The organism is Alphaproteobacteria bacterium (assembly GCA_041396705.1).
Lineage (GTDB): Bacteria > Pseudomonadota > Alphaproteobacteria > CALKHQ01 > CALKHQ01 > CALKHQ01.
The window spans coordinates 20,572-46,549 of record JAWKYB010000003.1 but is presented as its reverse complement, the minus strand read 5'-3'; the positions used below and the strand labels follow the sequence as shown (position 1 = coordinate 46,549).

Annotated in this window: 20 protein-coding genes; 10 read left to right on the top strand and 10 right to left on the bottom strand. The window is 70.3% G+C overall.

What is annotated here, in order from left to right:
* Positions 1–9: 9 nt before the first annotated feature.
* On the top strand, positions 10–1,005 hold the full coding sequence (locus tag R3F55_03525) for a D-cysteine desulfhydrase (GenBank protein MEZ5666502.1): 996 nt from the start codon (positions 10–12) through the stop codon (positions 1,003–1,005).
* A 35-nt stretch (positions 1,006–1,040) separates the two neighbouring features.
* Here R3F55_03525 and R3F55_03520 read toward each other — a convergent pair whose 3' ends face one another.
* The 3 genes from R3F55_03520 to R3F55_03510 all read right to left on the bottom strand — a co-directional run bounded on the left by R3F55_03520 (position 1,041) and on the right by R3F55_03510 (position 5,143).
* Positions 1,041–1,802, bottom strand: coding sequence for a triose-phosphate isomerase (locus R3F55_03520; GenBank protein ID MEZ5666501.1), 762 nt, complete (start codon positions 1,800–1,802; stop codon positions 1,041–1,043).
* A gap of 89 nt (positions 1,803–1,891) precedes the next feature.
* A complete protein-coding gene (locus R3F55_03515) occupies positions 1,892–3,622 on the bottom strand; it encodes a glycerol-3-phosphate dehydrogenase/oxidase (GenBank protein ID MEZ5666500.1) in 1,731 nt (576 codons plus the stop codon).
* 9 nt (positions 3,623–3,631) lie between these two features.
* Positions 3,632–5,143, bottom strand: a complete 1,512-nt coding sequence (locus R3F55_03510; GenBank protein ID MEZ5666499.1) for an FGGY-family carbohydrate kinase — start codon at positions 5,141–5,143, stop codon at positions 3,632–3,634.
* 184 nt (positions 5,144–5,327) lie between these two features.
* On the opposite strand from R3F55_03510, the gene R3F55_03505 reads away from it, so the two are divergent.
* The 8 genes from R3F55_03505 (at position 5,328) to R3F55_03470 (ending at position 12,627) form a co-directional block, all read left to right on the top strand.
* Positions 5,328–6,317 (top strand): dihydroxyacetone kinase subunit DhaK, encoded by a 990-nt coding sequence (locus tag R3F55_03505; GenBank protein MEZ5666498.1) that lies wholly within the window; start codon positions 5,328–5,330, stop codon positions 6,315–6,317.
* A 14-nt stretch (positions 6,318–6,331) separates the two neighbouring features.
* Positions 6,332–6,970, top strand: coding sequence for a dihydroxyacetone kinase subunit DhaL (gene dhaL / locus R3F55_03500; GenBank protein ID MEZ5666497.1), 639 nt, complete (start codon positions 6,332–6,334; stop codon positions 6,968–6,970).
* Between the two features lie 70 nt (positions 6,971–7,040).
* On the top strand, positions 7,041–8,135 hold the full coding sequence (locus R3F55_03495) for an FAD-binding oxidoreductase (GenBank protein MEZ5666496.1): 1,095 nt from the start codon (positions 7,041–7,043) through the stop codon (positions 8,133–8,135).
* Positions 8,132–8,479, top strand: coding sequence for a RidA family protein (locus R3F55_03490; protein ID MEZ5666495.1), 348 nt, complete (start codon positions 8,132–8,134; stop codon positions 8,477–8,479). The genes R3F55_03495 and R3F55_03490 overlap by 4 nt, the downstream gene beginning before the upstream one ends.
* 76 nt (positions 8,480–8,555) lie before the next feature.
* Complete coding sequence (locus R3F55_03485; protein ID MEZ5666494.1) at positions 8,556–8,840, top strand: hypothetical protein; 285 nt, start codon at positions 8,556–8,558, stop codon at positions 8,838–8,840.
* A gap of 3 nt (positions 8,841–8,843) precedes the next feature.
* Positions 8,844–11,018: a DUF362 domain-containing protein gene (locus R3F55_03480; protein ID MEZ5666493.1), complete on the top strand. Its 2,175-nt coding sequence runs from the start codon at positions 8,844–8,846 to the stop codon at positions 11,016–11,018.
* Positions 11,015–12,091 (top strand): NAD-dependent epimerase/dehydratase family protein, encoded by a 1,077-nt coding sequence (locus tag R3F55_03475; protein MEZ5666492.1) that lies wholly within the window; start codon positions 11,015–11,017, stop codon positions 12,089–12,091. Before R3F55_03480 ends, R3F55_03475 begins: the two co-directional genes overlap by 4 nt.
* Positions 12,088–12,627 carry an SRPBCC family protein gene (locus tag R3F55_03470; GenBank protein ID MEZ5666491.1) on the top strand — a complete coding sequence of 180 codons (540 nt, stop codon included), beginning with the start codon at positions 12,088–12,090 and terminating at the stop codon, positions 12,625–12,627. Before R3F55_03475 ends, R3F55_03470 begins: the two co-directional genes overlap by 4 nt.
* On the opposite strand, the gene R3F55_03465 is transcribed toward R3F55_03470, so the two are convergent.
* From R3F55_03465 to R3F55_03440, 6 genes are all read right to left on the bottom strand, one after another.
* Positions 12,624–18,419 carry a hypothetical protein gene (locus tag R3F55_03465; GenBank protein MEZ5666490.1) on the bottom strand — a complete coding sequence of 1,932 codons (5,796 nt, stop codon included), beginning with the start codon at positions 18,417–18,419 and terminating at the stop codon, positions 12,624–12,626. The genes R3F55_03470 and R3F55_03465 overlap by 4 nt on opposite strands.
* 380 nt (positions 18,420–18,799) lie before the next feature.
* The gene (locus R3F55_03460; protein MEZ5666489.1) at positions 18,800–19,069 is read right to left on the bottom strand and encodes a filamentous hemagglutinin N-terminal domain-containing protein; all 270 of its coding nucleotides are present in this window, start codon (positions 19,067–19,069) and stop codon (positions 18,800–18,802) included.
* A 675-nt stretch (positions 19,070–19,744) separates the two neighbouring features.
* Entirely contained in the window at positions 19,745–21,286 is a 1,542-nt protein-coding gene (locus R3F55_03455; GenBank protein ID MEZ5666488.1) for a hypothetical protein, read from the bottom strand.
* 312 nt (positions 21,287–21,598) lie between these two features.
* Entirely contained in the window at positions 21,599–22,474 is an 876-nt protein-coding gene (locus R3F55_03450) for a hypothetical protein (GenBank protein ID MEZ5666487.1), read from the bottom strand.
* A gap of 75 nt (positions 22,475–22,549) precedes the next feature.
* Positions 22,550–23,098: a hypothetical protein gene (locus R3F55_03445; GenBank protein MEZ5666486.1), complete on the bottom strand. Its 549-nt coding sequence runs from the start codon at positions 23,096–23,098 to the stop codon at positions 22,550–22,552.
* 41 nt (positions 23,099–23,139) lie between these two features.
* Entirely contained in the window at positions 23,140–24,573 is a 1,434-nt protein-coding gene (locus R3F55_03440; protein MEZ5666485.1) for a hypothetical protein, read from the bottom strand.
* 171 nt (positions 24,574–24,744) lie between these two features.
* Between R3F55_03440 and R3F55_03435 the strand changes: the two genes are divergently transcribed.
* Positions 24,745–25,542 carry a hypothetical protein gene (locus tag R3F55_03435; GenBank protein MEZ5666484.1) on the top strand — a complete coding sequence of 266 codons (798 nt, stop codon included), beginning with the start codon at positions 24,745–24,747 and terminating at the stop codon, positions 25,540–25,542.
* Positions 25,543–25,738: 196 nt separating this feature from the next.
* On the opposite strand, the gene R3F55_03430 is transcribed toward R3F55_03435, so the two are convergent.
* Complete coding sequence (locus R3F55_03430; GenBank protein ID MEZ5666483.1) at positions 25,739–25,876, bottom strand: hypothetical protein; 138 nt, start codon at positions 25,874–25,876, stop codon at positions 25,739–25,741.
* Positions 25,877–25,978: the final 102 nt, after the last annotated feature.

Sequence of the window (25,978 nt, the reverse complement as noted above, 5' to 3'; positions counted from 1 at the left end):
GAGCCCGCCATGAACTTCGACCAGTTTCCCCGCAGCCGCTTCTGCCACCTGCCGACCCCGCTGGAGCCGCTGCCGCGGCTCAGCGCCCATCTCGGCGGGCCGTCGATCTGGGTCAAGCGCGACGATGCCACCGGTCTGGCGCTCGGCGGCAACAAGGCGCGCAAGCTGGAGTTCCTGGTCGGCGCGGCGCAGGCGGAAGGGGCCGACGCGCTGATCACCGCCGGCGCGCCGCAGTCGAACCACTGCCGGCAGACCGCGGCCGCGGCCGCCCGCCACGGGCTCGCCTGCCACCTGGTGCTGCAGGACAAGGTCGCCTATGCCGACCGCGACCTCTACATGCACTCCGGCAACATCCTGCTCGACCGGCTGACCGGCGCGCGTGTCCACATGGTCGCCGGCGACACCGATGCCGACGCCCAGATCGCGCGGGTGGCGGTGGAACTGCGCAACGCCGGCGGACGGCCCTACGCCATTCCCATCGGCGGCTCGAACGCGGTCGGCGCGCTGGGCTATGCCGCGGCCGGGCGCGAGCTGCTGGATCAGGCCCAGGCCCGCGGCGTGAAGGTCGACGCGGTGTTCCACGCCTCCGGCAGCGGCGGCACCCAGGGCGGGCTGCTCGCCGGCATCGGCGGAGAGGTGCCGGTCGTCGGAATCTGCGTCGGCGATCCCTCCGCCAAGCTTGGCCCGGAGGTCATGCGGATCGCCCGCGAGGCCGCGGCCCGGCTCGGCCGCGGCGCGGCGATCGCCGACGGCCTGCTCGACCTGCGCGACGGCTTCGTCGGCCCCGCCTACGGCCAGCCGACCGAGGGAATGGTCGAGGCGGTGGGCCTGTGCGCCCGGCTGGAAGGCCTGATCATCGATCCGGTCTACACCGGCAAGGCGATGGCCGGGCTGATCGCCGCGATCAGGGCCGGCGAATTCGTCCGCGGCCAGAACGTCGTCTTCGTCCACACCGGCGGCACGCCGGCGCTGTTCGTCTATCACGCCGCCTTCGGCGCCGCCTGAGCCCGACGCATCAGCCCGACGCATCAGCCCGGCGTTCAGCGCGCGGCGGCCGCCCGGTCGACGATCGCCAGATAGCCTTCCGCGTCCCAGGCCGCGCGGCCGACGAACAGGCCGTCGATCGCCGGCCGTGCCGCCAGCGCGGCGCAATTCTCCAGGGTGACGCTGCCGCCGTAGAGGACCGGCAGCGCGGCACCGCACGCCTCGGCGGCGATCCGCCTGATCAGCGCGTGCTGGGCCTGCGCGTAGTCGGGCGACGCCGGCACGCCGCCGGCGCCGATCGCCCACACCGGTTCATAGGCCAGCAGCACCGTCCCTGCTGCCAGGGCGTCCACGCCGGCCAGCGCGCCGTGCACCTGGCGCTCCAGCACGGACGCCGTCGCGCCCCGGTCCTTCTCGGCCGCGGTCTCGCCGATGCAGACCAGCGGCACCAGGCCGTGGCGCAGGGCCGCGGCCACCTTGCGCCCGATGGCTTCGTCGGTCTCGCCGAAGTGGGTGCGCCGTTCGCTGTGGCCGAGTTCGACCAGGTCGGCGCCGCAGTCGCGCAGCATCACCGGCGAGATCTCGCCGGTCCACGCACCGGAGTCGTCCCAGTGCATGGTCTGGGCTCCGACCAGCACGTCGCTGCCGGCCAGCCGGCGCTTGACCTCGCGCACCGCGGTGAACGGCGGGATCACGAAGCGGACCAGCGACGGATCGTCGGGTCGCGGCGCGCGCAGCAGCGCATCGGCGAAGGCCTCGGCCTCGGCCAGCGTCTTGTTCATCTTCCAGCTGGTGCCGACCCAGAAGCGTCCGTCCACCTCGCCCTCCCTGCCTGGGATGTCGGAGCGACGCAGCCGCCTGCGCCACTCGCCAAGTTTCGCGCGGCCGGCCGCGCTCGTGTGCCGCGCTATACCAGCCGACCGGTCGCGATGTCGATGCGGTGACGCCGCAGCATCGCCTCGGCCAGGCCCTCGGCCTCGGCGTCCCGCCGCGCCGCGTCCCAGCCGCGCAGCTCGCCGACGACTTCGGCGAGTTCCCGCACCGCCGCGCTTGTCAAGTGCCCGGCGAGCGCGATCGACGTCCGCCGCAGCGCCAGGTCGGCGATGTGCTCGACCTGCTCCGTTTCCGCCATGAACGCGATCTCGCCGCGGCCGATCCCGGGCAGCGTGGTCAACGGGTCGGCGCTTCCACGGCAATAGGGCACGGCCTCAAGCGACCGCGCGCCGAAGCGCCGGACCAGCGCCCAGGCGCGCGTGCCGTCTCCGCCCAGCCGCTCCGCGACCTCGGCGTGCAGCCGCGACCAGTCCTCGGCGCGGTTGGAAAGCCCGTGACCGCCGCCGATGGCCAGCTCCAGGGTGCCCGTGCGCCGCGGGGCGCCGAGCCGCGCGAGGACCATGTCGGCGGTCTGTTCTGCGAAGGCGCGGAACGTGGTCCACTTGCCGCCGACCAGCGACAGGATCGGGAAGCTGCGGTCGCCTGCTGGCTCGGCCACCGCGATCGAATGGTCGCGGCTGATCGCGCCGGGGTCGCTGCTGTCGCCGCGCGGCAGCGGGCGCACCCCGCAATAGGTGAAGACGATGTGCCGACGGGTGGCGCCGATTCGCGGGAACACGGCGCGCAGCCCGTCCAGCATGTAGTCGATTTCGTCGTCGCCGCAGACCGCGGCGTCCGGGTCGTCGGCCGGGATGTCGGTCGACCCCAGCAGCACCCGGCCCTCGAGCTGCGCGACCAGCAGCAGCCGGCCGTCGCCGGGATCGAAATAGACCATGCGGTCGCCGAGTTCGTCGCGCAGCGCCGGCAGGTCGAGCAGCAGGTGCGAGCCCTTGGTGCCGCCGATCAGGGTGCTTTCGGCCGCCATCGCCCGGTTGGTGCGGTCGATCCACGGCCCGGCCGCGTTGATCACGAGGTCGGGTTGGACGGTGAAGGCGTCGCCGCCGATCCGGTCGACCAGCCGCAATGCGGTACCGTCGCGGCCCTCCACTGCAACGTGGTTCAGCGCGACGCTGGCCGGATTGGCCGCCATCCCGTCCAGCGCCAGTTCCACCCCCAGCCGCTCCGGAATCGCGATCTGGGCATCGAAATACGAGCTGCCGCCGATCATGCCCTCGGCCAGATCCGGCAGCGTGGCATAGAGCTCGGCGCGCGAGATGCTGCGATGCGGCGGCATCACCCGGGTCTTGCGGCCGAAGAAGTCGTAGGCGGTCAGCCCGGCCTCGATGATCAGCTTGCCGCGCCGGCGCATCTTCGTCTTCAACCCCAGGAAGCGCAGCGCCGAGGCCAGCTCGCCGCCGAACCGACGCGGCAGCGGGATCACCATCTCCAGCGGCCGGACCAGGTGCGGGGCGTTGCGCAGCAGCCGATTGCGCTCGCGCACCGATTCCGCCACCAGCCGGAACTCGCCGGTCTCCAGGTACTTCAGGCCGCCATGGATCATCCGCGACGGCGCCGCGCTGGTGCCGGAGCAATAGTCGCCGCGGTCGACGATCAGGCAGTCGACTCCCTGCAGGCAGAGGTCGCGAAAGGTGCCGAGGCCATTGATGCCGGCGCCGACGATCACCACAGGAAAGCGGCCGCGCGCCCGCGCCGCCGCCAGCAACCGCGCCCGCCGGGCCGCGCCCGTCTCGCCTGTCTCCGGCATGGCCACCGCCTATTGCCCGCGCAGGCTTTTCCAGATCGGCGCCACGGCGTCGATCGAGCCGCGATAGCGGGCATAGCGGGCGTCCAGATCGGCCGCGCGCGCCGGGTCGCTGCGGTAGCGGCGCTGCAGCTTCACCGCGGCCGCGGATGCCTCGGCCAGCGACCCGTAACGCCCGACGCCCACGGCGGCGCACAGCGCGGCGCCGAGCGCGCCGGTCTCCTCCGCATCCACCACCTCGATGTCGAGTCCCAGCGTGTCGGCGAACAGCTGGCACAGCCGCGAGCTGCGCGCGCCGCCGCCGCAAAGCCGGGCCGAGGTCATCGGAAAGGCGCTGCGCAGCGCATCCACATGGGTGCGATGGTTGAACACCACGCCCTCGTACAGGGCCCGGATCAGGTGGCCGCGGTCGTGCCAGCCCTGCACGCCGAGAAAGCCGGCGGTGGCGTCGTCGCCGTGCGGCGAGCCATAGAGGAACGGGTGGTAGACGACGGTGCTGTCGCCGGCGAATGCCGCCGCGATCTCCGGCTCCAGGTGGTCGAAGGCAGTGCCGCCCTCCGCCGCGGCGCGCGCGACCGCGTCGGGGCACAGCGTCCGCACCATCCAGTCGATGTTGGCGCTGGAGGCCGGCGAGATCGCCATGTTCAGCCACAGGCTGCGGGCAAAGCCGCTGCGGCAGTACCATTCCGTCGACGGCTGCGGCCGGTCGGAGAAGACCTGGTTGATGCTGAAGGTGCCGGCGACGATCGACAGCCGGCCGGTCTCGGCGACACCGGAGCCGATCGCCGACGCGGTGACGTCGTGCAAGCCGGCGACCACCGGCGTGCCTGCGGCAAGGCCCGTCATTGCCGCCGCGGCCGCCGTCACCTGCCCGGCGACCGCCGCCGGCGCCAGCATCTCAGGCGTCGCACGTGCCATCGCCGGCAGCCCGTACAGGGCGAAGGCCTCGTCGCTGTAAGTCTGGCTGCGATAGTCGGTGAACGAGACGCTGGCTTCGGTCAGGTCGGTCGCGATCGCACCGGCCAGGCAGAAGCGCAGCCAATCCTTGCACGACAGCACCCAGCGGATGCGGCCGTAGCGCTCCGGCTCGTGCCGCCGCAGCCAGGCCAGCAGCGCCGCCGGCGCCGCCGCATAGGGCTGCTGCCCGGTCGCCCGCAGCGCCGCCGCCATGGTGCCGTCGGCCCGCCAGCCGTCCAGCACCTCGGCCGCGCGGGTGTCGAGCGAGACGATGGCATTGCCCAGCGGCGCCAGATCGTCGCCGAGCAGATAGAGGCCGTCGCCATGGCCGGTGACGCCGATCGCGGCGACCGCGCCCGGCGCCACGCCGGCCTGGGCGATCGCATCGCGGATCGCCGCCGCGGATTCGCGCCACAGTGCGGCCATGTCGCGCTCGACATGGCGCGCACGTGGCTGGATGCGCGGCACCGCGCGCCGGCCGACGGCGACGACCCGTCCGCCCGAGTCGAACAGCACCGCCTTGGTGACGGTCAGCCCGCTGTCGATGCCCAGCAGATAGTCCGCCATGTCCCCTTGCCCTCGCGCCGCGGCCCGGTGCCGCCCGGTGTGTTTAGCATTCGCGCGCGGATTGGCGAACTGGGGCATGACATCCGTGCGCGCATCGGCGATGTTTCGCATCCGGCGCAAGCGCGGATCGAAGGCTGCCGCACGGCGGCGGGGGGAGGACCATTTGGCTGAAACCAAGAAAATCATGAACGGCCCGGACCGGGTCATCGAGGAGATGCTGGAGGGCATCGTCGCCGCCCATCCGCGCCACCTGCGCCAGGTCGACGGCAGCCCGCGCTCGGTGATCGCGGTCGACGGGCCGCGGCCGGGCAAGGTCGGCCTGGTCATCGGCGGCGGGTCCGGCCACGAGCCGACCTTCCTCGGCTATGTCGGCCGCGGTCTCGCCGATGCGGCCGCCATCGGCAACGTGTTCGCGTCGCCGCCGCCCGACCCGATCCTCGAATGCGCCAAGGCGGTCAGCGGCGGTGCGGGCGTGCTGTTCATGTACGGCAACTACGCCGGCGACGTGATGAACTTCGACATGGCCGCCGAGATGGCGGCGATGGACGACATCGCGGTGCGCACGGTGCTGTCGACCGACGACGTCGCCTCCGCCCCGCGCGACCGCATCGCCGACCGGCGCGGCGTCGCCGGCAACTTCTTCATCTTCAAGGCCGCCGGTGCGGCCTGCGACATGATGATGGACTTCGACGAATGCGAGCGCGTCGCCCGCAAGGCCAATGCGCAGACCTACACCATGGGCGTCGCGCTCGGCCCCTGCTCGCTGCCGCAGACCCGCAAGCCGAATTTCGAGATCGGCCCGGACGAGATGGAGATCGGCATGGGCATCCACGGCGAGCCGGGCATCGCCCGCGGCAAGCTGACCAGCGCCGATTCGATCAGCGACACCATGCTCGACGCCATCCTCGGCGAGATGAGCCCGTCGCGCGGCGACCGGGTGGCGGTGCTGGTCAACTCGCTCGGCTCCACCTCGCTGATGGAGCTCTACATCATGAACCGGCGGGTGAAGCAGCGGCTCGACGACATCGGCGTCGAGGTCTACGCCACCTGGGTCGGGCCCTACTGCACCTCGCTGGAAATGGCCGGCGCCTCGATCACGCTGCACCACCTTGACGGCGAGCTGCAGCAGATGCTGGACCATCCCTGCGACTGCGCCATGTTCCGCGCCAACTGACCGCGGGGGACCGGATGGCAACCTACGACTCCGCCCGCCTGATCGCGATGTTCGACGCGATCGCCACCGCCATCGAGGCGGACAAGGAGCGCCTGTGCCAGCTCGACGGCGTGATCGGCGACGCCGACCATGGCATCGCCATGGCACTCGGTTTCGGTGCGGTGCGCGAGGCGCTGGGCAAGCTCGAGGCCGGCAGCGAGCCGACCGCGGTGCTCAATGCCGCCGCCAAGTCGTTCCTCAACGCCGTCGGCGCGTCCTCCGGCCCGCTCTATGCCACGGCGTTCATGCGGGCCGGTGCCGCGGTCAAGGGCAAGCCGGCGCTCGACGATGCCGACATGGCGGCCGCCTTCCAGGCCATGGCCAAGGGCATCCAGGACCGCGGCAAGGCCGAGGTCGGCGAGAAGACCATGATCGACGCCTGGGTGCCTGCGGCCGCGGCAATGGCCGAGGCCCAGGCGGCGGGCCGCGACTTCGCCGCCGGCCTGTCCGCCGCACTGGAGGCCGCCCGCGGCGGCGCGGAAGCGACCAAGGCAATGGTTGCCACCAAGGGTCGCGCGATGCGGCTCGGCGACCGGGCGCGCGGCCATGTCGATCCCGGCGCCGCCTCGGCCGTCACCGTGATCGAGGCGATGGCCAGGGGGCTCGGCGATTGAACGTGTATCGCGGCGCGGGCGCCCGTCATGGCTGACCCCCGGATCGCCGTCGTCGGCGGCGGCATCGCCGGTGCGTCCGCGGCGTGGCGCATCGCGGCCGACCGCGGCGACGGCGGCGATCACGATCGTCGAGGCGGAAGCACAGCCGGGCTACCACTCCACCGGTCGGTCGGCGGCGATGTACCTGGAGTCCTACGGGCCGCAGCCGATCAATGCCCTGACCGGCGCCAGCCGCGCCTTCTTCATGGCGCCGCCGCCGGGCTTCGCCGAGGTGCCGCTGCTGACGCCGCGGCCGGTGATGCTGGTCGCCGCCCCCGGCGACGAGGCGCTGCTGGAGGCCGAGCTTTCGCGCCATCCGATGCTCAGCGCGATCGGCGTCGCGGCGGCGCGCGCCATGGTGCCGCTGCTGCGCCCCGCCGCGCTGACCCGCGCGGCGATGGAGAACGACGCCATGGCGATGGACGTGGCGGCGATCCACCAGGGCTATCTGCGCGGCTTCCGCGCCCTCGGCGGCCGGATCGTCACCGATGCCCGGGTGCGCGCGCTGACGCGGCGGGCCGATGGCTGGCGGATCGAGACGCCCGCCGGCGATTTCGCCGCCGACATCGTGGTCGACGCCGCCGGCGCCTGGGCCGACCGGGTCGCCGCACTGGCCGGCGCCCGCCCGCGCGGCCTGCAGCCGAAGCGCCGCACCGCCGTCATCGTGCCGGCGCCCGCGGGCCACGACGTGCGCCGTTGGCCGCTGGTCTCGGACGTGGCCGAAACCTACTACTTCCGGGCCGAGGTCGGCGACCTGCTGGTCTCGCCCGCCGACCAGACCCCGGTCGAGCCCTGCGACGCCCAGCCCGACGAGATCGACGTGGCGGTCGCGGTCGACCGGCTGGAGCATGCGCTCGACATCGCCGTCCGGCGCGTGCTGCACAAGTGGGCCGGCCTGCGCAGCTTCGTCGGCGACGGCAACCCGGTGGTCGGCTGGGACGGCGCGGTCGACGGCTTCTTCTGGCTCGCCGGCCAGGGCGGCTACGGCATCCAGTCGGCGCCCGGCATGGCCGACTACGTCGCCGCGCTGCTTGCCGGCCGGCCGAATCCGATCCCGGCGCTCGACCCCGCGACGGTCGCCGCGACACGCACTATCACCGCCACCAAAGGGAAGGAACACCCATGACCATCCAGCGATCCGACGTCGGCCCGCGCATGAGCCAGTGCGTCGTCCACGGCGACACCGTCTATCTCGCCGGCCAGGTCGCCGACGACCAGAATGCCGACGTGGTCACCCAGACCCGCCAGGTGCTGGCCAAGGTCGACCGGCTGCTGGCCGCCGCCGGCACCGACAAGACCAAGCTGCTCAGCGCCCAGGTCTGGCTGCGCAACATCGCCGATTTCGCGGCGATGAACTCGGTGTGGGACGCCTGGGTGTCACCCGGCAACACGCCGGCGCGGGCCTGCACCGAGGCGAAGCTGGCGGTCGACACGCTGCTGGTCGAGGTGATGGTGGTCGCGGCGCGCTGACGCGCCGGTTGGAAAGCCGGCCGCGGCCCGCTACCTTGCCGTCCTGCACCCGCAACCGGCACATGGAGGTGGGGCGATGGCAGCATCCTGGGACGACCTGAAGACGGTGGGCCGCGACGGCCTGCGCACGTACAGCGTGCGTGGCGGCGAGGCGCTGGAGGCCTATGCCCGCGCGTTGCAGGCGTTCGGCCGTGGCGAGACCTCGCCCGAGGCGCTGGCCCGCGACATCTATGCGCTGGGCGTGCGCGGCTCGGTGGCGGCGACAGCGGGCCTGCTGCAGGCCTGGGTCGACTATGCGCGCTGGGCCGCCTCCGCCTTCGGCCTCGACGACAAGCCGGCCGAGAAGGCCGCCAAGGACTGAACGGTGACGGCCACCGTCGCCGTCGTCGCGGACCCGGCCCGGGCGGGGTCCGACCTGCTGGCCGATGCGGTCGCGCGGGCGGGACTGTGGCGGGCGCTGGCCGACGTTTGCGGCAACGGCACCGTCGAACCGGCGGCCTTGCCGGTGCTCATCCTCGCCGACATGGGCGGCTTCGCGGCAGGATCGCCGGCAGCGGCCGACCCGGCGCTGGTCGAGGGCCTGGTCGACCTGCTGCACGATCGGGGCTACACCGACGTCGCCCTCTGCGGCACCGCCGATTCCGCCGACGGCTGGGCCGAGAACCGCGACGTCGCGGTGCGCGCCGACCTGCTCGGCTATCGCTATGTCACGCCGCAGGGCCGCGCCTACGACGTCGTCGACCTGGCCGAGGACCTGATCGATGCGCCGTTCCCTTCCGGCGGCGTGCTGCGGGGCAGCCCGCTTGCCCGGCGCTGGCTGGACGCCGGCTTCCGCATCGTCGTCGCCGGCGCCCGCACCGACGAGCGCGAGACCTATGCACTGTGCCTCGACGCCCTGCTCGGCGCGCTACCGTTGGCCGACAAGGACCACTACTACCGGCGCCGGATGGACGCGGGTGACGCGGTCTGCGACCTGCTGCGCGCGACGCCGGTGCACTTCGCCGTGATCGATGCGGTGACCGCCGCCCACGGCAGCGGCGGCGCCCGCGCGCCGCAGCCGATCGCCGCCGGTTGTGTGATCGCCAGCACCAGCGCGCCCCTCGCCGACTATGCCGGCGCGCTGAAGATGGGCCTCGACCCGCACGGCTCGCCGCTTGCCGACCGCGTGTTCGCCGGCATCGGCCTGCCGGAGCCCTACACCGTCGACGGCAGCCTGGCGCCATGGCCGGGCTGGCGCAACGTGCCGCCGGCGCTGACGGCCGCGGCCCGCGCCCGCGCCGCGCTGCCGGTCGGCGACCGGCTGGTCGCGCCCTGGCTGCAGACCCTCGATACCGGGCTGTTTCCCTTGAAGAACGTGGTCGACGCCCGGGTCAACCCGCATGTCAGCCGGTTCTTCGCCGGCACCGACGACGACCCGCTGGCGCTGTCGCTGCTGGTGCTGGCCAATGCCGCCATCAGCGCCGCCGGCCAGTGGCTCGACGGCTGGCGGGTGCTGTTCGACAAGGATGCGATCCGCCGCCGGGTCGTGCCGCTCGGCTTCGATCCTGCCGTCTACCGCGCCGCCGACTATGCCGCGATCCGGCCGGAGCTGGACCGGTTGGCCGCCCTGCTCGACGGCGTCGCGCCGGCGGCGGAGGACCTGACCTGGCGCGAGGTCGACGGTGCCACCGTTTTCAGCTACGCGCGCGACCTGCCGATTCCGTTCGACCTGTTCGTCGCCCGGGTCGACGTCGCCCGCACCATCCAGTTCATGAACGACTATGTCGGCGGCGTGGTGGTGCCGACCGCGCGCGACCGCCAGGGGCGCGTGCTGCGCCAGGTCGAACGCAATCTCTACCTGCCGCAGCCCAACGACCTGGTCCTGTACCAGGGCAAGCCGATCGACGTCGGCAAGATCGAGATCTGCGACTATGGCGCCGATCGCCATCGCATGTACTGGAAGACCATCGCCAGTGCGAACGGCTCCGCCGTCCACGACGACGGCGTGGTCACCTTCACCCGCAGCGCCCGCGGCACCGCCGTCCGCATCGCCGGCCGGCAGCTGTTCACGCTGCCGCCGTTCTGGCAGGCGGTGAACCTGGACCTCGCCCCGGCGTTGAAGGCGGCGCTGGTCACCCACGCCTACAAGACCTTCTTCGATCGCACGCTGGCCAATTTCGAGGCGCTGGTCGAAGGCCGCGCGGTGCACATCGGCCGCGACTGGCACGAACCGGCGCATCCGCGCGACACCGAGGCGCTGCCGGCCGAGGCGATCGAACGGCTCGCGGTCGCGCTCGGCGAAAAGCTGGAGGGCGTGCTGGCCCGGCGCGGCGGGTTGGCGATGCCGGGCGGTGCCGGCGAGCCCGACCGCATCGACGACGATGGATTCCGCCATTTCGTCGGTCCCGCCGGGGCGAACGCGGAGGCGGACACGGCCGGCGCAGCGGCGCAATGGCAGGCTGCCGTCGCGGCGTTCGGTGCGTTCATCAGCGACCTTGCCGCCGCTGTCGCCCGCGACGGCATCGCGGCGCCGGCCCGGCTGGCGGAGGCGTTGACATGAAGGCGGCGGTCACCGGCGCCGGCGGGCTGATCGGCGCCAACCTGGTGCGCTGCCTGCTGGCCGCCGGCGACGATGTGCTGGCCATTGCCCGACCGAGCAGCGACCTTGCCGCGCTTGGCGGCGTCGACGTCGACATCCGCCGGCTGGCGCTGGCGGACGCGGACGCCCTCGCCGCCACCCTCGCCGGCGTCGACGTGTTGTTCCACACCGCGATGCACTTCACCTACGACCGTCGCCGCGAACGCGAGCTCGACGAAGCGCTGGCCGCCACCGACAGCGTGCTGGCGGCCGCGCGCCGGGCTGGCGTCGGCCGCGTGGTGCTGACCTCGTCGTCCGTGGTCTACGGCCACAGCGACCGGCTGGCGGCACGCGACGAGACCGCGGCGCTTGCCCAGGACAGCGACGCCAACGCCTATGTCCGCGCCAAGGTGCGCCAGCACGCCCGGGCCTTCGCTCAGGCCGAGGCGCTCGGCCTCGATCTGGTCGCGGCCTGCCCGACCGTGACGGTGGGGCCGCACGGCACCGCGCTCGGCCCCAGCAACGGCCTGGTCGTCGCCTATCTGGCCGACCCGCTGCGGCTGACCTGGCCGGGCGGCTGCAATATCGCCGCGGCGGCCGATGTCGCGGCCGGCCACCGGCTGCTGGCACTGCGCGGGACGCCCGGTGCCGCCTATCTCCTCGGCGGCGAGAACCTGGCATGGCCGCAGCTCCATGGCCTCGTCGCCGAGCTGGCCGGCGTGGCGCCGCCCCGGCTTTCCCTCACCCACGGCGCCGCCTATCTCGCCGCCGCGACCGAGGAGGCGGTCGCCCGGGCGCGCCGGCGCCGGCCGCTGACCACCCGCGACCAGGCCGCCATGGTTGGCCGCTGGTACTGGTACGACGACGCCCGCGCCCGGGCGCTCGGCTACCGGCCGCACCCAGCCCGCGCCGCACTGGCCGAGGCGATCTCCTGGCTGGCGGCGAGCCCGCATGTTTCCCGCGAGGTCCGCGCCGGCCTGCGCCTGCACGACGACGTCTATGCCGTGCGCCATCGCGGGGCTGCCGCGGCCCTGCCTGCTGCGGGTGCGGCATGAAGGAATTCCGCGACACCGTCGTGGTCAAGCAGCCGCCCGACGCCTTGTGGCGCACCGTGCGCGACCGCCTGCCGGAGCTGGCGGCGATGATCGACGACATCGACAGCATCGAGGTGGTCGAACGCGACGATGCAGACCCGGCATGCGTCCGCCTGGTCAACCGCTGGCGTTCCGGCCAGCGTATCCCCGGTTTCCTGCACAAGCCGCTGGGCGCGGACGCGGTCAGCTGGATCGATCGCAACAGCTGGGACGAGGCGGCGCGAATCTGCCGCTGGCAGATCGAACCGTCGGTGCTGCCCGACAAGATCCGCTGCGATGGCAGCACGGCGTTCGAGCCGGCGATGGGCGGACGCGGCACGCGCGTCACCTTCGCCGGCCGGTTCGAGCTGGCGCCCGGCGCCCTGCGGGCCGTTGCCGGCCCGCTCGAGCGTCAGGTCGCCGGCTTCGTCGAGAGCGTGGTCACGGTGATCGTGCCGCGCAACCTGCGCCGGATGATGGACGCCGCCGCGAAGCTGATCGCCGGCGACCCGGCTTAGGCGCCCTCCTCCGCCGCCGCCCCGTCCAGCCCGGCGACCGGGCCGTCAAGCGGCGTGCCGAAGTTGAACAGCCACATGTTCAGCAGGTCCTGCAGGTTCAGGCCCGGGTCGATTGCCGGCGCACCGCCCGCGGCCGGCTCCAGGTTCGGCAGGCCGCCCTCGCCGGTGCCGCCGCCACCGCCGCCGGCGCCGCAACCCAGCGACACGCCGCCCTCGACCGGGCTCAGCGTGCAGGCCTCGCCGCCCGCCGCCGGCGCCAGGTCGGCCAGGCTGCCCTCACCGAACAGGCTGTAGGCCTCGCCGAACACGTTGGTGAAGACGTTGCCGGCATCCGGACCGGCCCGGCCGGCGACGCGGTCGCCCGGGGTCGCCTCGCCTGACGACTGCTCCAGGACACCGACCAGCAGCGCCTGGGCCAGGAAGCCCAGCACTTCGCCGCCGCCAGGCACGAACGGCCCGACCAGCACCGCGTTCTGGAAAGCGAACGGGTCCAGCCCGGTCACGCCGAGCACGCCCGGCACGTTGGTATCGTCACCGGTCGCCACCACCAGCGCCGGCAGCGGCACGTTGTCCAGCACGGTGGCGATGTCGGCGGCCGCGATCGAGCCCCACCAGTTGCCTTCGATGTCGATGGTGCCGGTGCCGCCGTGCTTGACCGCAAAGCCGCCGTTGCCGTTGAGGAAACCGGCGCCGGGCAGGAAGTTCTGCTGGATCACGAGGTTGCCGGCGCCGACATCGGCGCCGACGGAGATCTCAATACCGTCATCGATGTTGTCGGCGATGAAGTTCTGGAACACCTCGACCCGTCCGGTCACGTTGCCTTCGAAGCGCAGGCCGTCGAACAGGTTGTTCAGCACGAAGTTGTTGTGCACCGCGGTGGTACCGGTTGAGCTTACGGTGCCGAACAGGACCCCGATCTGGCTGCCGGTCAGGATGTTGCGCGAAACCGTCACCGCCGCATCGCCGGCGATGTCGGAGAACGACACGGCCGCGCCGCTGGCGCCGGCAATCGAGCCGGTCGGCACGAAGGTTGCCAGGTCCACCGGTGCGGTGCCGTCATAGGGCGCCCCGTTCTGGTCGGCCGTCCCGTTCCGGTCGATCAGCACGCTGCCACCGGTGATGCTGGCCTGGAACGCGATGCCGCTCGTCGCGCCAAGGATGTCGACATTGCCCGCTACCTCGACGACCGCGCCGTTCTGGATCGTGTTGTCGAATTCCAGACCCTCGCCGGCCGTGCCGCGGATCAGCGTGTTGTCGGCGATGCGGAACGTGCTGTTGTCGATCCGATCGATGTCCATGCCGTCGTTCCTGGCGACGATCTGGCCGTTGCCGCCGAAGACGGTTGGCGTTCCGGCGACGTCCACCGTCGCGGTGCCGACGATGAATGTGGAGTCGAAGACTCCATTGCCGATGAAGATGCCGTCGTCGGCGTCGCCGAAGATCCCGTCGTTGCCGGCGATGGCGACCGTGCTGCCGTTGACCTGCAGCACGTCGATGCCGTCGAGGCCGACGCCGCGGATCTCGGTGTTGCCGACGATGCCGAAGAGCAGGCCGTTGCTGAGCGCCCCGATCTGGATGCCGGAGAACAGCGTGCCCTTGATCAGCGCGTTGCCGGCGACGACGAAGCTGCCCCCGTCGATGTTGCCCGTGACGAGGCCGACCTTGCCGCCAGCGATGTTATTGGCATCGCCCGCGCCGAGGCCGCCGATCAGCACGGTGTCGCCGGTCAGCGCTGCGGCAAAGCGGATGCCGTTCTCGCTGTCGCCGGCGATCACGTTGCCGGCAATCGTGACGGTGCTGTCGGTCACCGTCTGCTGGAAGGCGATGCCGTCGGTGGCGCCGTGGACCGTGGTGTTCGACCGGACCTCGATGTTCGCGCCGCCGCCGATCGTGTTGTCGAACTGGATCGCTTCCTGCGTCACGCCCTGGACCAGCGCGTTGTTGGTAATCGCGAACGTGCTGTTGACGATCTGGTCGATGTCGAAGGCGTTCTCGTGTCCGCGGATCGTCCCGTTGCCGCCGAACAGTGTCGGAATGCCCCCGACCGTGAGGGTGGCGGACCCGACCCGGAACACGGAATCCGTGATGTCGGTCGAGACGAACACGCCGTCGCCGCTTTCGCCCTCGATCAGGAAGTTGTCCGCGATCGCCACCGTGCTGCTGCCGACCACCTGACCGATGCCGATGGCGTCGATTCCGCCGCGAATCTCGGAATTGCCGGCGATGCCGAACGTCAGGCCGGCGGAGAGCACGCCGGTCAGGATGCCCTCCTGGGTGTCGCCGCGGACCAGGGTGTTACCGATGACGAGGAAGCTGCCGCCGGCGATGTTGCCGGCGAAGATGCCGCCCTGGGCGCCGCGGATGCTGTTGGCGTCGGACCCCGCCAAGCCGCCGATCAGCACGGTGTCGCCGGTCAGCGTGCCGCTGAAGCGGATGCCATCGTTGGCGTCGCCCAGCATCGTGGTGTTGCCGGCAATGGTGACGCTGCTGTCGGTGATCGCCTGCTCGAAATGGATGGCACGCGTGCCGCCGCGAACCTCGTCGTTGCCGACGATCTCGATGCTCGCGCCGTTCTGGATCAGGTTGTCGAACTCGAAGCCATCACCGTTGACGCCGCGGATCAGGGTGTTGTCGGCCACCCTGAATACGCTGTTGTCGATCCTGTCGATGTCGAAGCCGTCGTTCTGGCCCTGGATGGTGCCATTGCCGACGAAGGCCGTCGGCGTGCCGCCGATCGTCACATTCGTGCTGCCAACGGTGAAGCTGGAGTTGGCGATCGCGTTGCTGACGAAGATGCCGTCGTCGTTGCCGAAGATGCCGGCGTTGCCGGCGATGGCCACCGTGCTGTCGGTGACCTGCAGAATGCCAATGCCATCGACGACCGTCCCGCGGATCTCGTTGTTGTTCACGATGGCCACCAGCGCGTTGTTCGACAGCGCGCCGAAGACAAAGCCCGAGGAGCCGCGCACCAAGCTGTTGCCGGCGACGACGAAGCTGCCGCCACTGATGCTGCCGGTGGCGATGCCGGTGCCGCCGCCAGTGATGCTGTTGCCGTCGCCGAGCAGCAGGCCGCCGATCGACACCGTCGAGTCGGTGATGTTGGCGAAGCGGATGCCGTCGGCCGCCCCGGCGACCGTGCTGCCGGTGATCGCAATGTTGGCGCCATTCAGCGCCGGGTCGATCCTGATCCCGAAACCGCTAACGCCGGTCATCGTCACGTTGTCGACAGTCAGGTCGAGCGCTGCTGTCACCGTGACGTCGACTTCGATCCCGGCGGCGGCCGCGCCGGAGGTCCCGGTGATGGCACCGTTGCGGATGATCACGTCGTCCGCCGCTCCGGTGAGCAGAATGGCTGAATCGCCGCCGGTGCCGGAATAGCTGAAGCCGTCGATGGTGACGCCGGTGGCGTTGATGGTGAAGCCGGGGCTGGCCGGCTGCACGATCGCGCCGAGGCCGCCGGTCAGGACCACGTTGTTCTTGGTCACCACCACGGCTTCGTTGTAGATGCCGTCGCCGACGTTGACATGCGCCGGCGAGCCCGGTGTCGCGCTGGTCGTGATCATGCCGAGCGCGTCGTTGATCTGCGCGCCGTTGGTCGCGCCGACCACGGTGACCAGCTGGGCGCTGCCGGTGATGCCGCCCGGGGCGATAATGTTGGCGTCGAGGCTGACCTGCTGCGAGTCGGCGTGGAAGTTGGTCGCCGCCGTGATCGCGCCGTTGATCGTCAGCCCCGGCTGGGTGGCGCCGGCCTGGGCGATCAGGTGGATCGTGCCCAGTTCGCTGAGCAGGGCCGGATTGAGGTTGCCCGAGGCGTTGACGATGACCTGATCGTTCGCCTGGGCGCGCAGCTGCGGCACGATGATGTTGCCCGTCATCGTGATGTCGGCGCTCTCCGGCGCGCGCAGCGCGAACAGCCGCACCAGCGTCGAGATGCCCTGGTCGTTGGCACCGTTGTCGGTGAAGTCGACGTTCAGCAGCGCGATGTCGGTGATCTGGTTGCTGTGGCCGTTGAGGTCGTCGCCGACGATGCCGTTGTCCGGGTCGCCGATGGTCAGGTCGTGGGCGTTGATCTGGTCGATCTCGCCCTGGGTCAGCTGGAACTGGCCGGCCGCCTGGCCCAGGCCGACCGTGCCCGGCGTGGTACGATAGAAGTAGACCGAGCCGTTGCCGGCGTCGATCGCCGCCACCGCGGCGTTGTTGCTGTCGATGTCGATACTGTCGGTCTGGATCTCGACCTTGCCACCGGCGGTCGAGAGCGTGTCGCCGTCGTCGTCGATGATGAAGTCCCTGCTCACAGACGAGAACCGGCCGCCGTTGGTGGTGACGTCGCCGTCGAGCAGCACCGTGTCGGTCGACTCGTTGGTGCCGGCGCCCAGCGATACCGCCCCGCCATTCGTGGTGACCAAGGTGCGTGCGCGCAGTTCGATGTTGTCGCCGGCCGCCAGTGCGGCGATCGCGCCGACGCCGCCGGTGATGCTGATAATGCCATCGTCAAGCAGCAGCACGTTGTCGTCGGCAAACGCCGCCAGCGAAACGAAAGTGTTGGCGCCGCTGAACTCGACGTCGCCGTTGTTGCCCTCCAGCGCGTACAGACGGACCTGGCCGCTGATGGCACTACTAAGGTTCGTGTTGACGTTGGCGACGTTGATCAGGTTGACCTGCACGTCGTGGTTGGCGATCTGGTCGCCGCCGCCCTCGCCGACCACCAGCACACCGGCGCGGATCGCGCGGATCTCCGCCTGGCTCAGATGGGTGCCGCCGTTGTCGTCGCCCAGGCTGAACTCGCCCGGGTCGACCCGGTCGAACTGCACCTTGCCGCTGCCGGCATTGATCACGATCTCGCCGGGGTTGAGCGTGTTGCTCTGCGCGAAGGTGAGCACGTTGGCCAGGATGGTGACGTCGCCGCCGCCCGTCGAGATGGTGTCGTCGTCGTTGTCGGTGATGAAGGTCTCGGCACTGGCGAGGAAGGTGCCGCCGTTGGTGGTGATGTCGCCGTCGATGAAGATCTGCTGGACGTCGGGCGTGCCGCCGAACGCCTCGGCGATCATCTCGATGTTCAGCGCTGCGCCGCTGTTGAAGATGTTGACGGCGCCGTTCAGGGAGATGTCGTCGTGGGCAAGGAAGCGCAGCAGGCTGCCGCTGCCGGTGGCCACGATGTTCAGACTGTTGGCGATGATGATGTCGCCCTCGTTGCCCGCCGGGTTGGCCAGGTCGGTGCGGACCTCGAACGTCCCGCCAGGCGTGCCGGCGAAGAAATTCTGGATCGTGGTCGGCGTGATCAGCAGGAAGCCGGCGCCGAAGCCGCAGTTGCCGGCCGCCGCGACGCAGACGTTCTGCGGGTCGATCAGGAACTGCCCGCCGTTGCCGGCAGCCGCCCCGGCCAGCGCCGTGCCATCGATGACGCCGCCGCCGGCGGTCGACACCTCGACCAGGCCGCCGTTGCCGCCGCTCGCGCCGCCCTGCACGCTAAGCAGGCCATGGAACCGGACCTCGTCGCGCGCCCATACCGCAACCGCGCCGCCGTCGCCGCTGTCGGTCGCGTCGGCATGCACGCTGGCGCCGGCGTCGACATAGGCGATGCTGGCCGACGGCAGGTAGCCGCCGGCGGCGAAGCCGGGGTCGGCCACGATCGTGGTGACTTCCCCGTCGCGCACATATTGCAGTCCGGCGCCCGGCGCCGCCGCGCCGCTGGCGAAGCCGCCGCCGATGAGCGCCTCGCCGCCGCCGGCCGGGCCGGAGACGTCGACGTCCGCGCCCGCGTTCAGCGCCACCGAGTCGCCCAGCACATGCACCGTGCCGCCGGCAACGCCGGCCTCCGCACCGCCGAGGCGTCGAGCACGCCGGCCACCTGCACGGCGCCGGCGCCTTCCTCTGCCACCAGCGCGATCTGGCCGTCGCGGCCCACTGCACCGACCGCGCCTGGATCACCCCATCCATGTTGATCGCGCTGTCGACGATGCCGGCCACCGCGCCCGCCGCCAGGATCACCGTGCCGCCGTCGGCATAGATCTGGCCCGAGTTCGCAACCAGCGCGTCCAGCGGGTTGCCGTTGGCGTCCACCGGGCCGGCCTGGGTCGGCGCAGTCAGCGCGAAGTTGATCAACCCGTCGCCGTAGAAGTCCACCGTCGCCGCCGTGCCGGAAGCCAGCACCACGCGCCGGCCCGTGCCTGGATCACGCCGTTGTTTGCCACGCCAGGCACAGCCAGCGCCGCCAAGCCCTGGTCCGCCACGTGATCGTGCCGTCGTTGATCACGCTGGCGGTCGCGAAACGGTCGTTATAGCCGTCGAACACCAGCTCGTCGGCCATGAACCGGCTGTTCAGGATGTCCAGCGTCGTCGCCGTGATCGCGCCGACGTCCACAGTCGCGCTGGCGCCGAAGCTGATGCCGGCCGGGTTGACCAGCGTGATCGAGCCGGCGCCGCTCAGCGAGCCCAGGATCACCGAGGGCCTCGCCCGACAGCACCCGGTTAAAGCGCCGCCATGAACGCGGTCTGGTCGAAATGCACGCTCTCGTGCGCCGCGATGTCGAACGGTCCCACTCGATGATCACCCGGTCCGACGCCTGCTGGATGACGATCGAGTTGTCGCCGTAGACGATGGTCGCATCGCCCTCCACAACCGTGCCGTTCTGCGGCAGGGCAGGGAGGCGGTGGGTGCCAGCAGCGGCACGGCCGCGAAGGCCGCCAGGGTCAGTGCGCTGGTGGAGCGCAGCGCGCGACGACGGCGCGATCACCCATTTCGCGGGGCGGCCGACATGTGCCGGCCCGGTCCGGCGATCAACCTGGAATTGCACAAGTGAATCTGCATGCGAACGACGCATCGACCAATCCCCCTTGAATCAGCCTCGGTCGCCGCAAGTCCGCTCAACGTGCGAAACTTCGCTCCTGGCTATGTACGGAGCGTATTTAACTGAGAATTTAAGTTATTGTCGCCGGGAGAATTGTAAACGGCGACTGGCGCCAGTGAACGCCCGCACGGCCCGCCGGTCCGCGGAACGCGACGCGCCCCGCGGCCGGTCTCGGTGACGCCTCGGCTCAGGCGGCGTCGGGCTTGCAGCCGCCGGCAGGTCGGCGACCGGGCTGTCCAGCGCGGTGCCGAAGTTGAACAGCCACATATTCAGCAGGTCCTGCAAGGGTCAGCCCCGGATCCAGCGCCGGCGCGCCACGCCGGCCGCCGGCTCCAGGTCGGGCAGACCGCCCTCGCCGCCCTGCTCCCGCCGCCGCCGGCATTGCACGCCAGGGCGACGCCGCCATCGGTCGGCAGCAGCTGGCAGTTCGCGCCGCCCGCCGCCGGGGCAAGGTCGTTCAGGCTGCCCTCGGCCAGGAAGCTGTACGGATCGGCGAAGACGTTGTCGAACACGTTGCCGGAATCCGCACCCGCGCGCCCGGCCAGCGGGTCGCCAGCGCCGCCTCGTCGTTGGTCTGGCGCAGGATATCGACCAGCAACGCATCGGCGAGGAAGACCACATCGTTGCCGGCCGGCGGCACGATCGGCGCGACCAGGCCGTCGTTCTGGAAGGCAGACAGCGGGTCGAATGCGGTCACGCCGAGCGGACCCTCGACATTGGAATCGAGCCCGGTGGACAGAACCTGCGCCGGTGTCGCCGCGCCGTTGATCGTGCCCGGCACCAGCGCCGCCAGCGCGGTGCCCCACCAGTTGCCCTCGATATCCGGCGTGCCGGTGCCGAAGCTGGCTGTAGCCGAAGCCGCCGTTGCCTTGCGCGAAGCCGGAGCCGGGCAGGAAGTTCTGCTGCACCAGCAGCAGACCGGTGCCGATATCGCCCCGCCCGACGTTGACCCCGTTGCCGCCGTTGCCGGCGATGAAGTTTTGAAACACTTCGACCGCGCTGCCGACGGTGCTGGTGAACGAGACGCCGTTGCCGCCGTTGTCGAGGACGAAGTTGTTGTGCACGGCCGTCGCATTCGTCGAATTGATCGCACCGGCGAACCCGATGCCATCGTCGTTGCCGCCGCTGATGATGTTGCGGCTGACGGTCAGCGCCGCATTCCCGGAGATGGCGGAGAATGCGATGCCGCCCTCGATCCGCCCCGTCGGTAAGAACGTCGCCAGGCTGACCTGGGCGGTTCCATCGTAGGCCGTGCCGCCCTGCGTTGCCGTGCCGTTGCGATCGATGCTGACGGATGTGTCCCCAAGAATCTCCTCGCTGAACGCGATCCCGAAGATGTCGCCCAGGATGTCGGTATTGTCGTGCACCGAGACCTGCGCCGTGCCGAAGATGAACCCGTTGAACCCGATACCGTTCAGGGTCTGGCCCTGGATCTTGGCGTTGTTGGCGACCGCGAAAGTGCCGCTGGTCAGATCGAAGACATCGATGCCGTCTTCGTAGCCGATGAGGTTGACGTTGTTGGTGACGCTGACGGTCGAACCCAGGCCGATCACGCCTTCGAACTCGATGGCGTCGCTGGCGGCGCCCGTGATCGACTGATTGCCCGAAACGGTGACGACACCACCAGGATCGATCCGAAGTCCAGGCCATCCTCGTTGCCAGCGATGCTGGTGTTGTCGATCACGCTGACATTTGCACCGCTGGTGATCGAGCCGTTGACGTCGAAGCCGTCGTCGTCGCCGAATCAGGTCGTTGCCCTGCACGGTGAAACTGCCGCCGCTGAGTGTGCTGATATCGATGCCGTCGCTCAAGCCCCGGAGCGTGTTGGCGTCGTCGGCATCGGGACGCGATCAGGATGGTCGCGTCGGTCAGCGTCGGCCCGACGAAGATGCCGTCGAAGCCGGCGTTGTGGGTCATGTTCACGCCCTGGATCGTCGCCGCCCCGAGACTGCCCAGCGCGATGCCGTCGATGCCGGCCGACAGGTCGTCGGCGTCGCTGCCGTCCTGGATGATCAGATCCTTGATCAGATAGACCGCGTCATTGTCCACGTCGCCCGCGGCGATGGCGGCCTGCGTCATATCCTCGAAAACGGCGCGGTCGTCGTTGGCGTTGCCATGGATGGTCACGTCGATGCCGCCGCCGCCGTTGCCGATATTGCCCGTGCTGAGGACCCCGAAGCTGAGGCTGTGAAATCGACGTTGACGATATTGATGCCGGTCAGGAACGGCGTCGTGGCGCCGTCCAGCAGGATGCCGATGTCGATGCCGGCGCCGGAGGTCAGCAACATGTCCTGGATCGTCGTGCCGTTGGCGGCGATGGTGATCGCGGGTGAGCCGGTCTCGATCGTGGTGATCGAACCGGCGTCGTTGCCGGCGCCGATGATGGTCGGGTTGGGGTGCGAGAACGGCACCACGAAGCTGGCATAGGTGCCGGCGGCGATGTCGATGGTCACGTTGTCGCCGGCCAGGGCGCCCGCCCGCGCCACGTAGATCGCGTCCTGGACCTCGGCGCCGCCGGTGTCGCTCAGAACGTTGACGGTCGTTGCCGAGCCGGAGATCCCGTTGGTGCCAATCAGGTCGCCGTCCAGGTTTACTGTCGGTGCCTCGAAGGCGAGCAGGATGCCAGAGCTGACCGTGACGCCGTTGGCAACGTCGATGCTGGTTGTGGCCAGGTAGCTGCCGCTTGCGGTGCTGCTGGTGTCGGCGGCGAATGTCAGCACGCCCAGAGCGCTGATTCCGCTGCCTAAGCTGCTGCCATTCGTCGACGCCGTCAGCCCGTCTACCGCGGTGATTGTCAGGTCGCCCTGATTGTTGAGCACGACGAAGGTGCCGCCGGTGTTTGAGGCCAGGTTGTCGACGGCGGTGGCGATCCCGATGCCGGCGCCGGTGCGCAGCGCCAGGCTCTCGACCGTGATGTGCGGACTGCTGCCGGTTGAGGCCGACAGCGATCCGCCCGTCTCCAGAATCCAGGGTGGTGACCTTGGCGGGATCGAGCGCAATCGGGCTCGACGGTGATGTTGCCCGAGCCGCTGTTGCCGATCTGCAGCACGCCGGCGGTGGTGACGGTGTCGAGCTCATCCTGGGTCAGGCCCAGCGTGGCGACGCCGTCGCTGCCGCCGAGATCGATCGCGACCGTGTAGGTGTTCGAGGCCGGGTCGTCCTCCAGGATCACGCGGTTCACGGCCGTGATGGTGCTGCCGGCCGACAGCGTCATGTTGCCGGCGCGGATGTCGATCTTGCCGTTGTGGCGTTGGCGCCGCTGTCCGCGCTGGTGATGTTGGCGTTGTTGGTGAAGGTCTGCACGCCGTCCGCCCGTTGCCGAACTGCGCGACGAGGAAGATGTTGCGGCGCGACGTGAAGATGTCGCTGTTGACGGTCGGGTCGCCGTTGTTGGTCTCCAACTGGATGGCGAGGATCGGGCTGAAGCCGGCCGACGCCGTGTTGCGGATGCCGACGACGCCGTCGACGGTGCCGACATCAGGTCGCCGCCGGTGAAGCTCTCGATCAGGGCAATGCCGCCCTCGGTCGTGTTCCAGGGCGGCGACCGTGTCGACGTCCATGTCGATCTGCGAGTCGTTGCCGATGCCGTTGACCGCCTGCAGGGCCAGGTTGGCGACCTGCACGTCGATGCCGGCATTGGTGTTCAGGATTTCGTCGCCGGTGATCAGCGACAGGGTGTCGGTGCCCGCCGGGCTGATTGCGGCGGTGAAATCGATGCTGCCGGCACTCGCGCTGCCGATGCGCAGGATGCTCGCCGCGATAAGGTCCAGTTCGGCGTCGGTCGAGCCAGGCTGCCGGCCGTCTCCGTCCCCAGGCTGATGGTCTCGCCCGCCGTGCGCGGCCGCAGAGCGACGATTCCGGCGCCGGCATTCAGTGTGGCCGCGATCGCCATGACGTCGGCATCGAAGGTCACATTGCCGTTGTCCGTCGTGATTGTGCCATTGACGTTGATCGCGGCATCGGTCCCGACGGTGAGGCTGGTGAGCGGATCGGTCCCGCCGACTGCGCCGCCGAACGTCACGTCGCCCCCGGCATCGATCGTCAGGGCGAAGGCGCCGTCGACCGTGTTGTTGAACGTGACGGCGCCGGCGTCGGTGATCACCGTGTCTGCGCCCAGGATGGTGGCATCGTTGATGGTCAGCGAGTTGCCCGACGAGGTGATCGACCCGCCCTCCAACTCCGTCGTACCGGGCGCATCCGTGGTGATGCTGGTCAGCGGCGTGGTTCCGCCCACGACACCTCGGAACACAGTCCGTCGCGGCGAGTTCAGCGTCATCGCAAACGCGCCGTCCACCGTACCGCGGAAAATGAGGGGGCCCTGGGAGGAAAACACCGTGTCGGCCCCGAGGACGAGATTGTTCTGGATGTCCAGCGGGAAAGCGTTGCCGGTGGTCGTGACCGAGCCGCCGTTGACGGTGACCAGACCGCCGCTGACGACCTGATAGGCCAGGAATTCCACGGCGGCGTCGAGGGTCAGCGGATTGTGCGCCCGCATGAGCATCTGCACGTTGCCGCCGACGGTGCCGTCGAAGGTGGTGTCGCCGAAGAACTCCCAGATCTGGCTGTTCCCGGAAATGGAGACGTCGTCGCCGAACAACGCGTCGTTCTGAATGCTGACCTGCGTCGTCCCGTTGATGCTGAACACGGAGGTGCCGCCGGCATCCGTCGTCAGACTGCCGAGGCGGTCGCCGCCGGCGGAGCCGCCGATCACGTCGTTGAACGCGGTGGTGCCGCCGGTGTTGACCGTCAGCCCGAACAGGCCGTTGATCGTGGAGTTGAACGAGATGTCGCCTGCGCCGGTGCTGGTCAGCACCGTGTCGGCGGTCAAGGTCACCGGGCTGTCATATGTCTGCGCGCCGGTGGTGGAGACCATCGCACCCAGGCTGATGCCATTAGCGGCGGTCACCGACAGGGCGCCGAACGAATAGGTCCCCGACGCATCGACCAGCGAGACGCCGCCGCCGGTCGAGGTGACGTTGACGGTGCTGCCGGCTGCAAGGAACCGGCTCAGCGCGATGTCGTTGACGGCGTTCAGGTTGACCGGGTTGCCGACCAGCAGGGCCGATGACGCGATGGACAGCCCGCCGTCGCCGTCCATCGGCGTGGCCGGCGGTCAGGGTCAGCGCGCCGTTCGCGCTGACGGTGGCGGCGGTGCCCAGAACCACGTCGTCGCCGGCCTGCAGCGTCACGTCGCCGCCGGTCGACTGCACAATCACGAACCCGTTCACCGTGAGGTTGTCGGTATCGATGGCCCCGGATTAAACCCGCGGTGGCAGAAATGCTGCCGCCGGCGACCACGGAGCTGGCAGGAGTCGGGCTGGCGGTGGTCAACGTGACGGCACCGCTGGCGGTCGAGAACGAGATGCCGTCCACCGTTGCAATGGTCAACCCCGTGTTGTCGACAGCGAGCGACCACGCCGCCGATATCGAACGCCAGATTGCCGACCGCCCGTCTCAAGCCCGTCGCTGGTCGCCGCCTGCACCGACCAGGCCGGTGGCGGTCACGTCGGCGCCGGAGGGTTGCCATCCACGGCGGCGCCGCCGCTGGCCAGCGACAGTTGGTCCGCCTGCGCCGGAGCTGAGGGCGGCGCTGATGTTGATCGTCGCCGCTGTTTGTGTCGCCGAAGCGCAGCACGTCGGCGGCGATGCGGTCGATGTCGGACTCGATCAGGCTCAGGCTGTTCGCGTCCAACGTCCCCAGGTCGATCGCCCGGCCGGTGGTGAACGGCAGCAACGCCACCGTGCCGGTGCCGGCATCGATCAGCGGATCGAAGGTGGCGCTGGCGGTCGATCTGCACAGGGTGTCGGTCTGGATGGTGACGGTGCCGCCGGCGGAGATCGATCCAGCCGTCGGCGGTGCGGAAGATCACCCGCCCGCCGCCGTCGCCGCCGCGGGCGATCGGTCACATCGCCGCCGCTTCGATGCCAGTGGATCGCCGATGCGGATGTCGTCGGCGGCATCGAAGATGACGTGGCCGCCGCCGGTGTTGAAGACCTGGCCGGTGATCTGACGATTGCCGAGGCGGGGCTGGCAATCGACATACTGCCGGCAAGCCGAATTTCATAATTGAGTGCCGGTGCTGCCGTTGGTCAGGAAGCCGACCTGTATGGTATCGATCGTGTCGGCAGCATGGATGATGAACGTCCCCATGGTGCCGGTATTTGTTGGTGATGGTGACATTGCCGCCGCCGCCGAATTCCACGCGGCCGGTGCGGTGGTTCCGCATAGGCGTCCGTATTCAGCTCGAAGGTGCCGCCGCCGTTCAGCACGCCTCGATCACGGCATCGTCGATCTCCAGACGCACCCGCGGTGCAGCGGCGGTGCTTGCGGTGTGGACACGCGAACCGTCGCCGGGATCGGCGAGCATATAGCCAGTCGCGGCGCCGGTATCCATGACCACCGGTGCGTCGGTGGGAACCTCAGCGAGCCTTCAAAGCCGCCGCCAGGTCGTCGTCGATAACGCCATGGGCCGGACGCGTCAGTGCGCCTGGAAGACGATGAC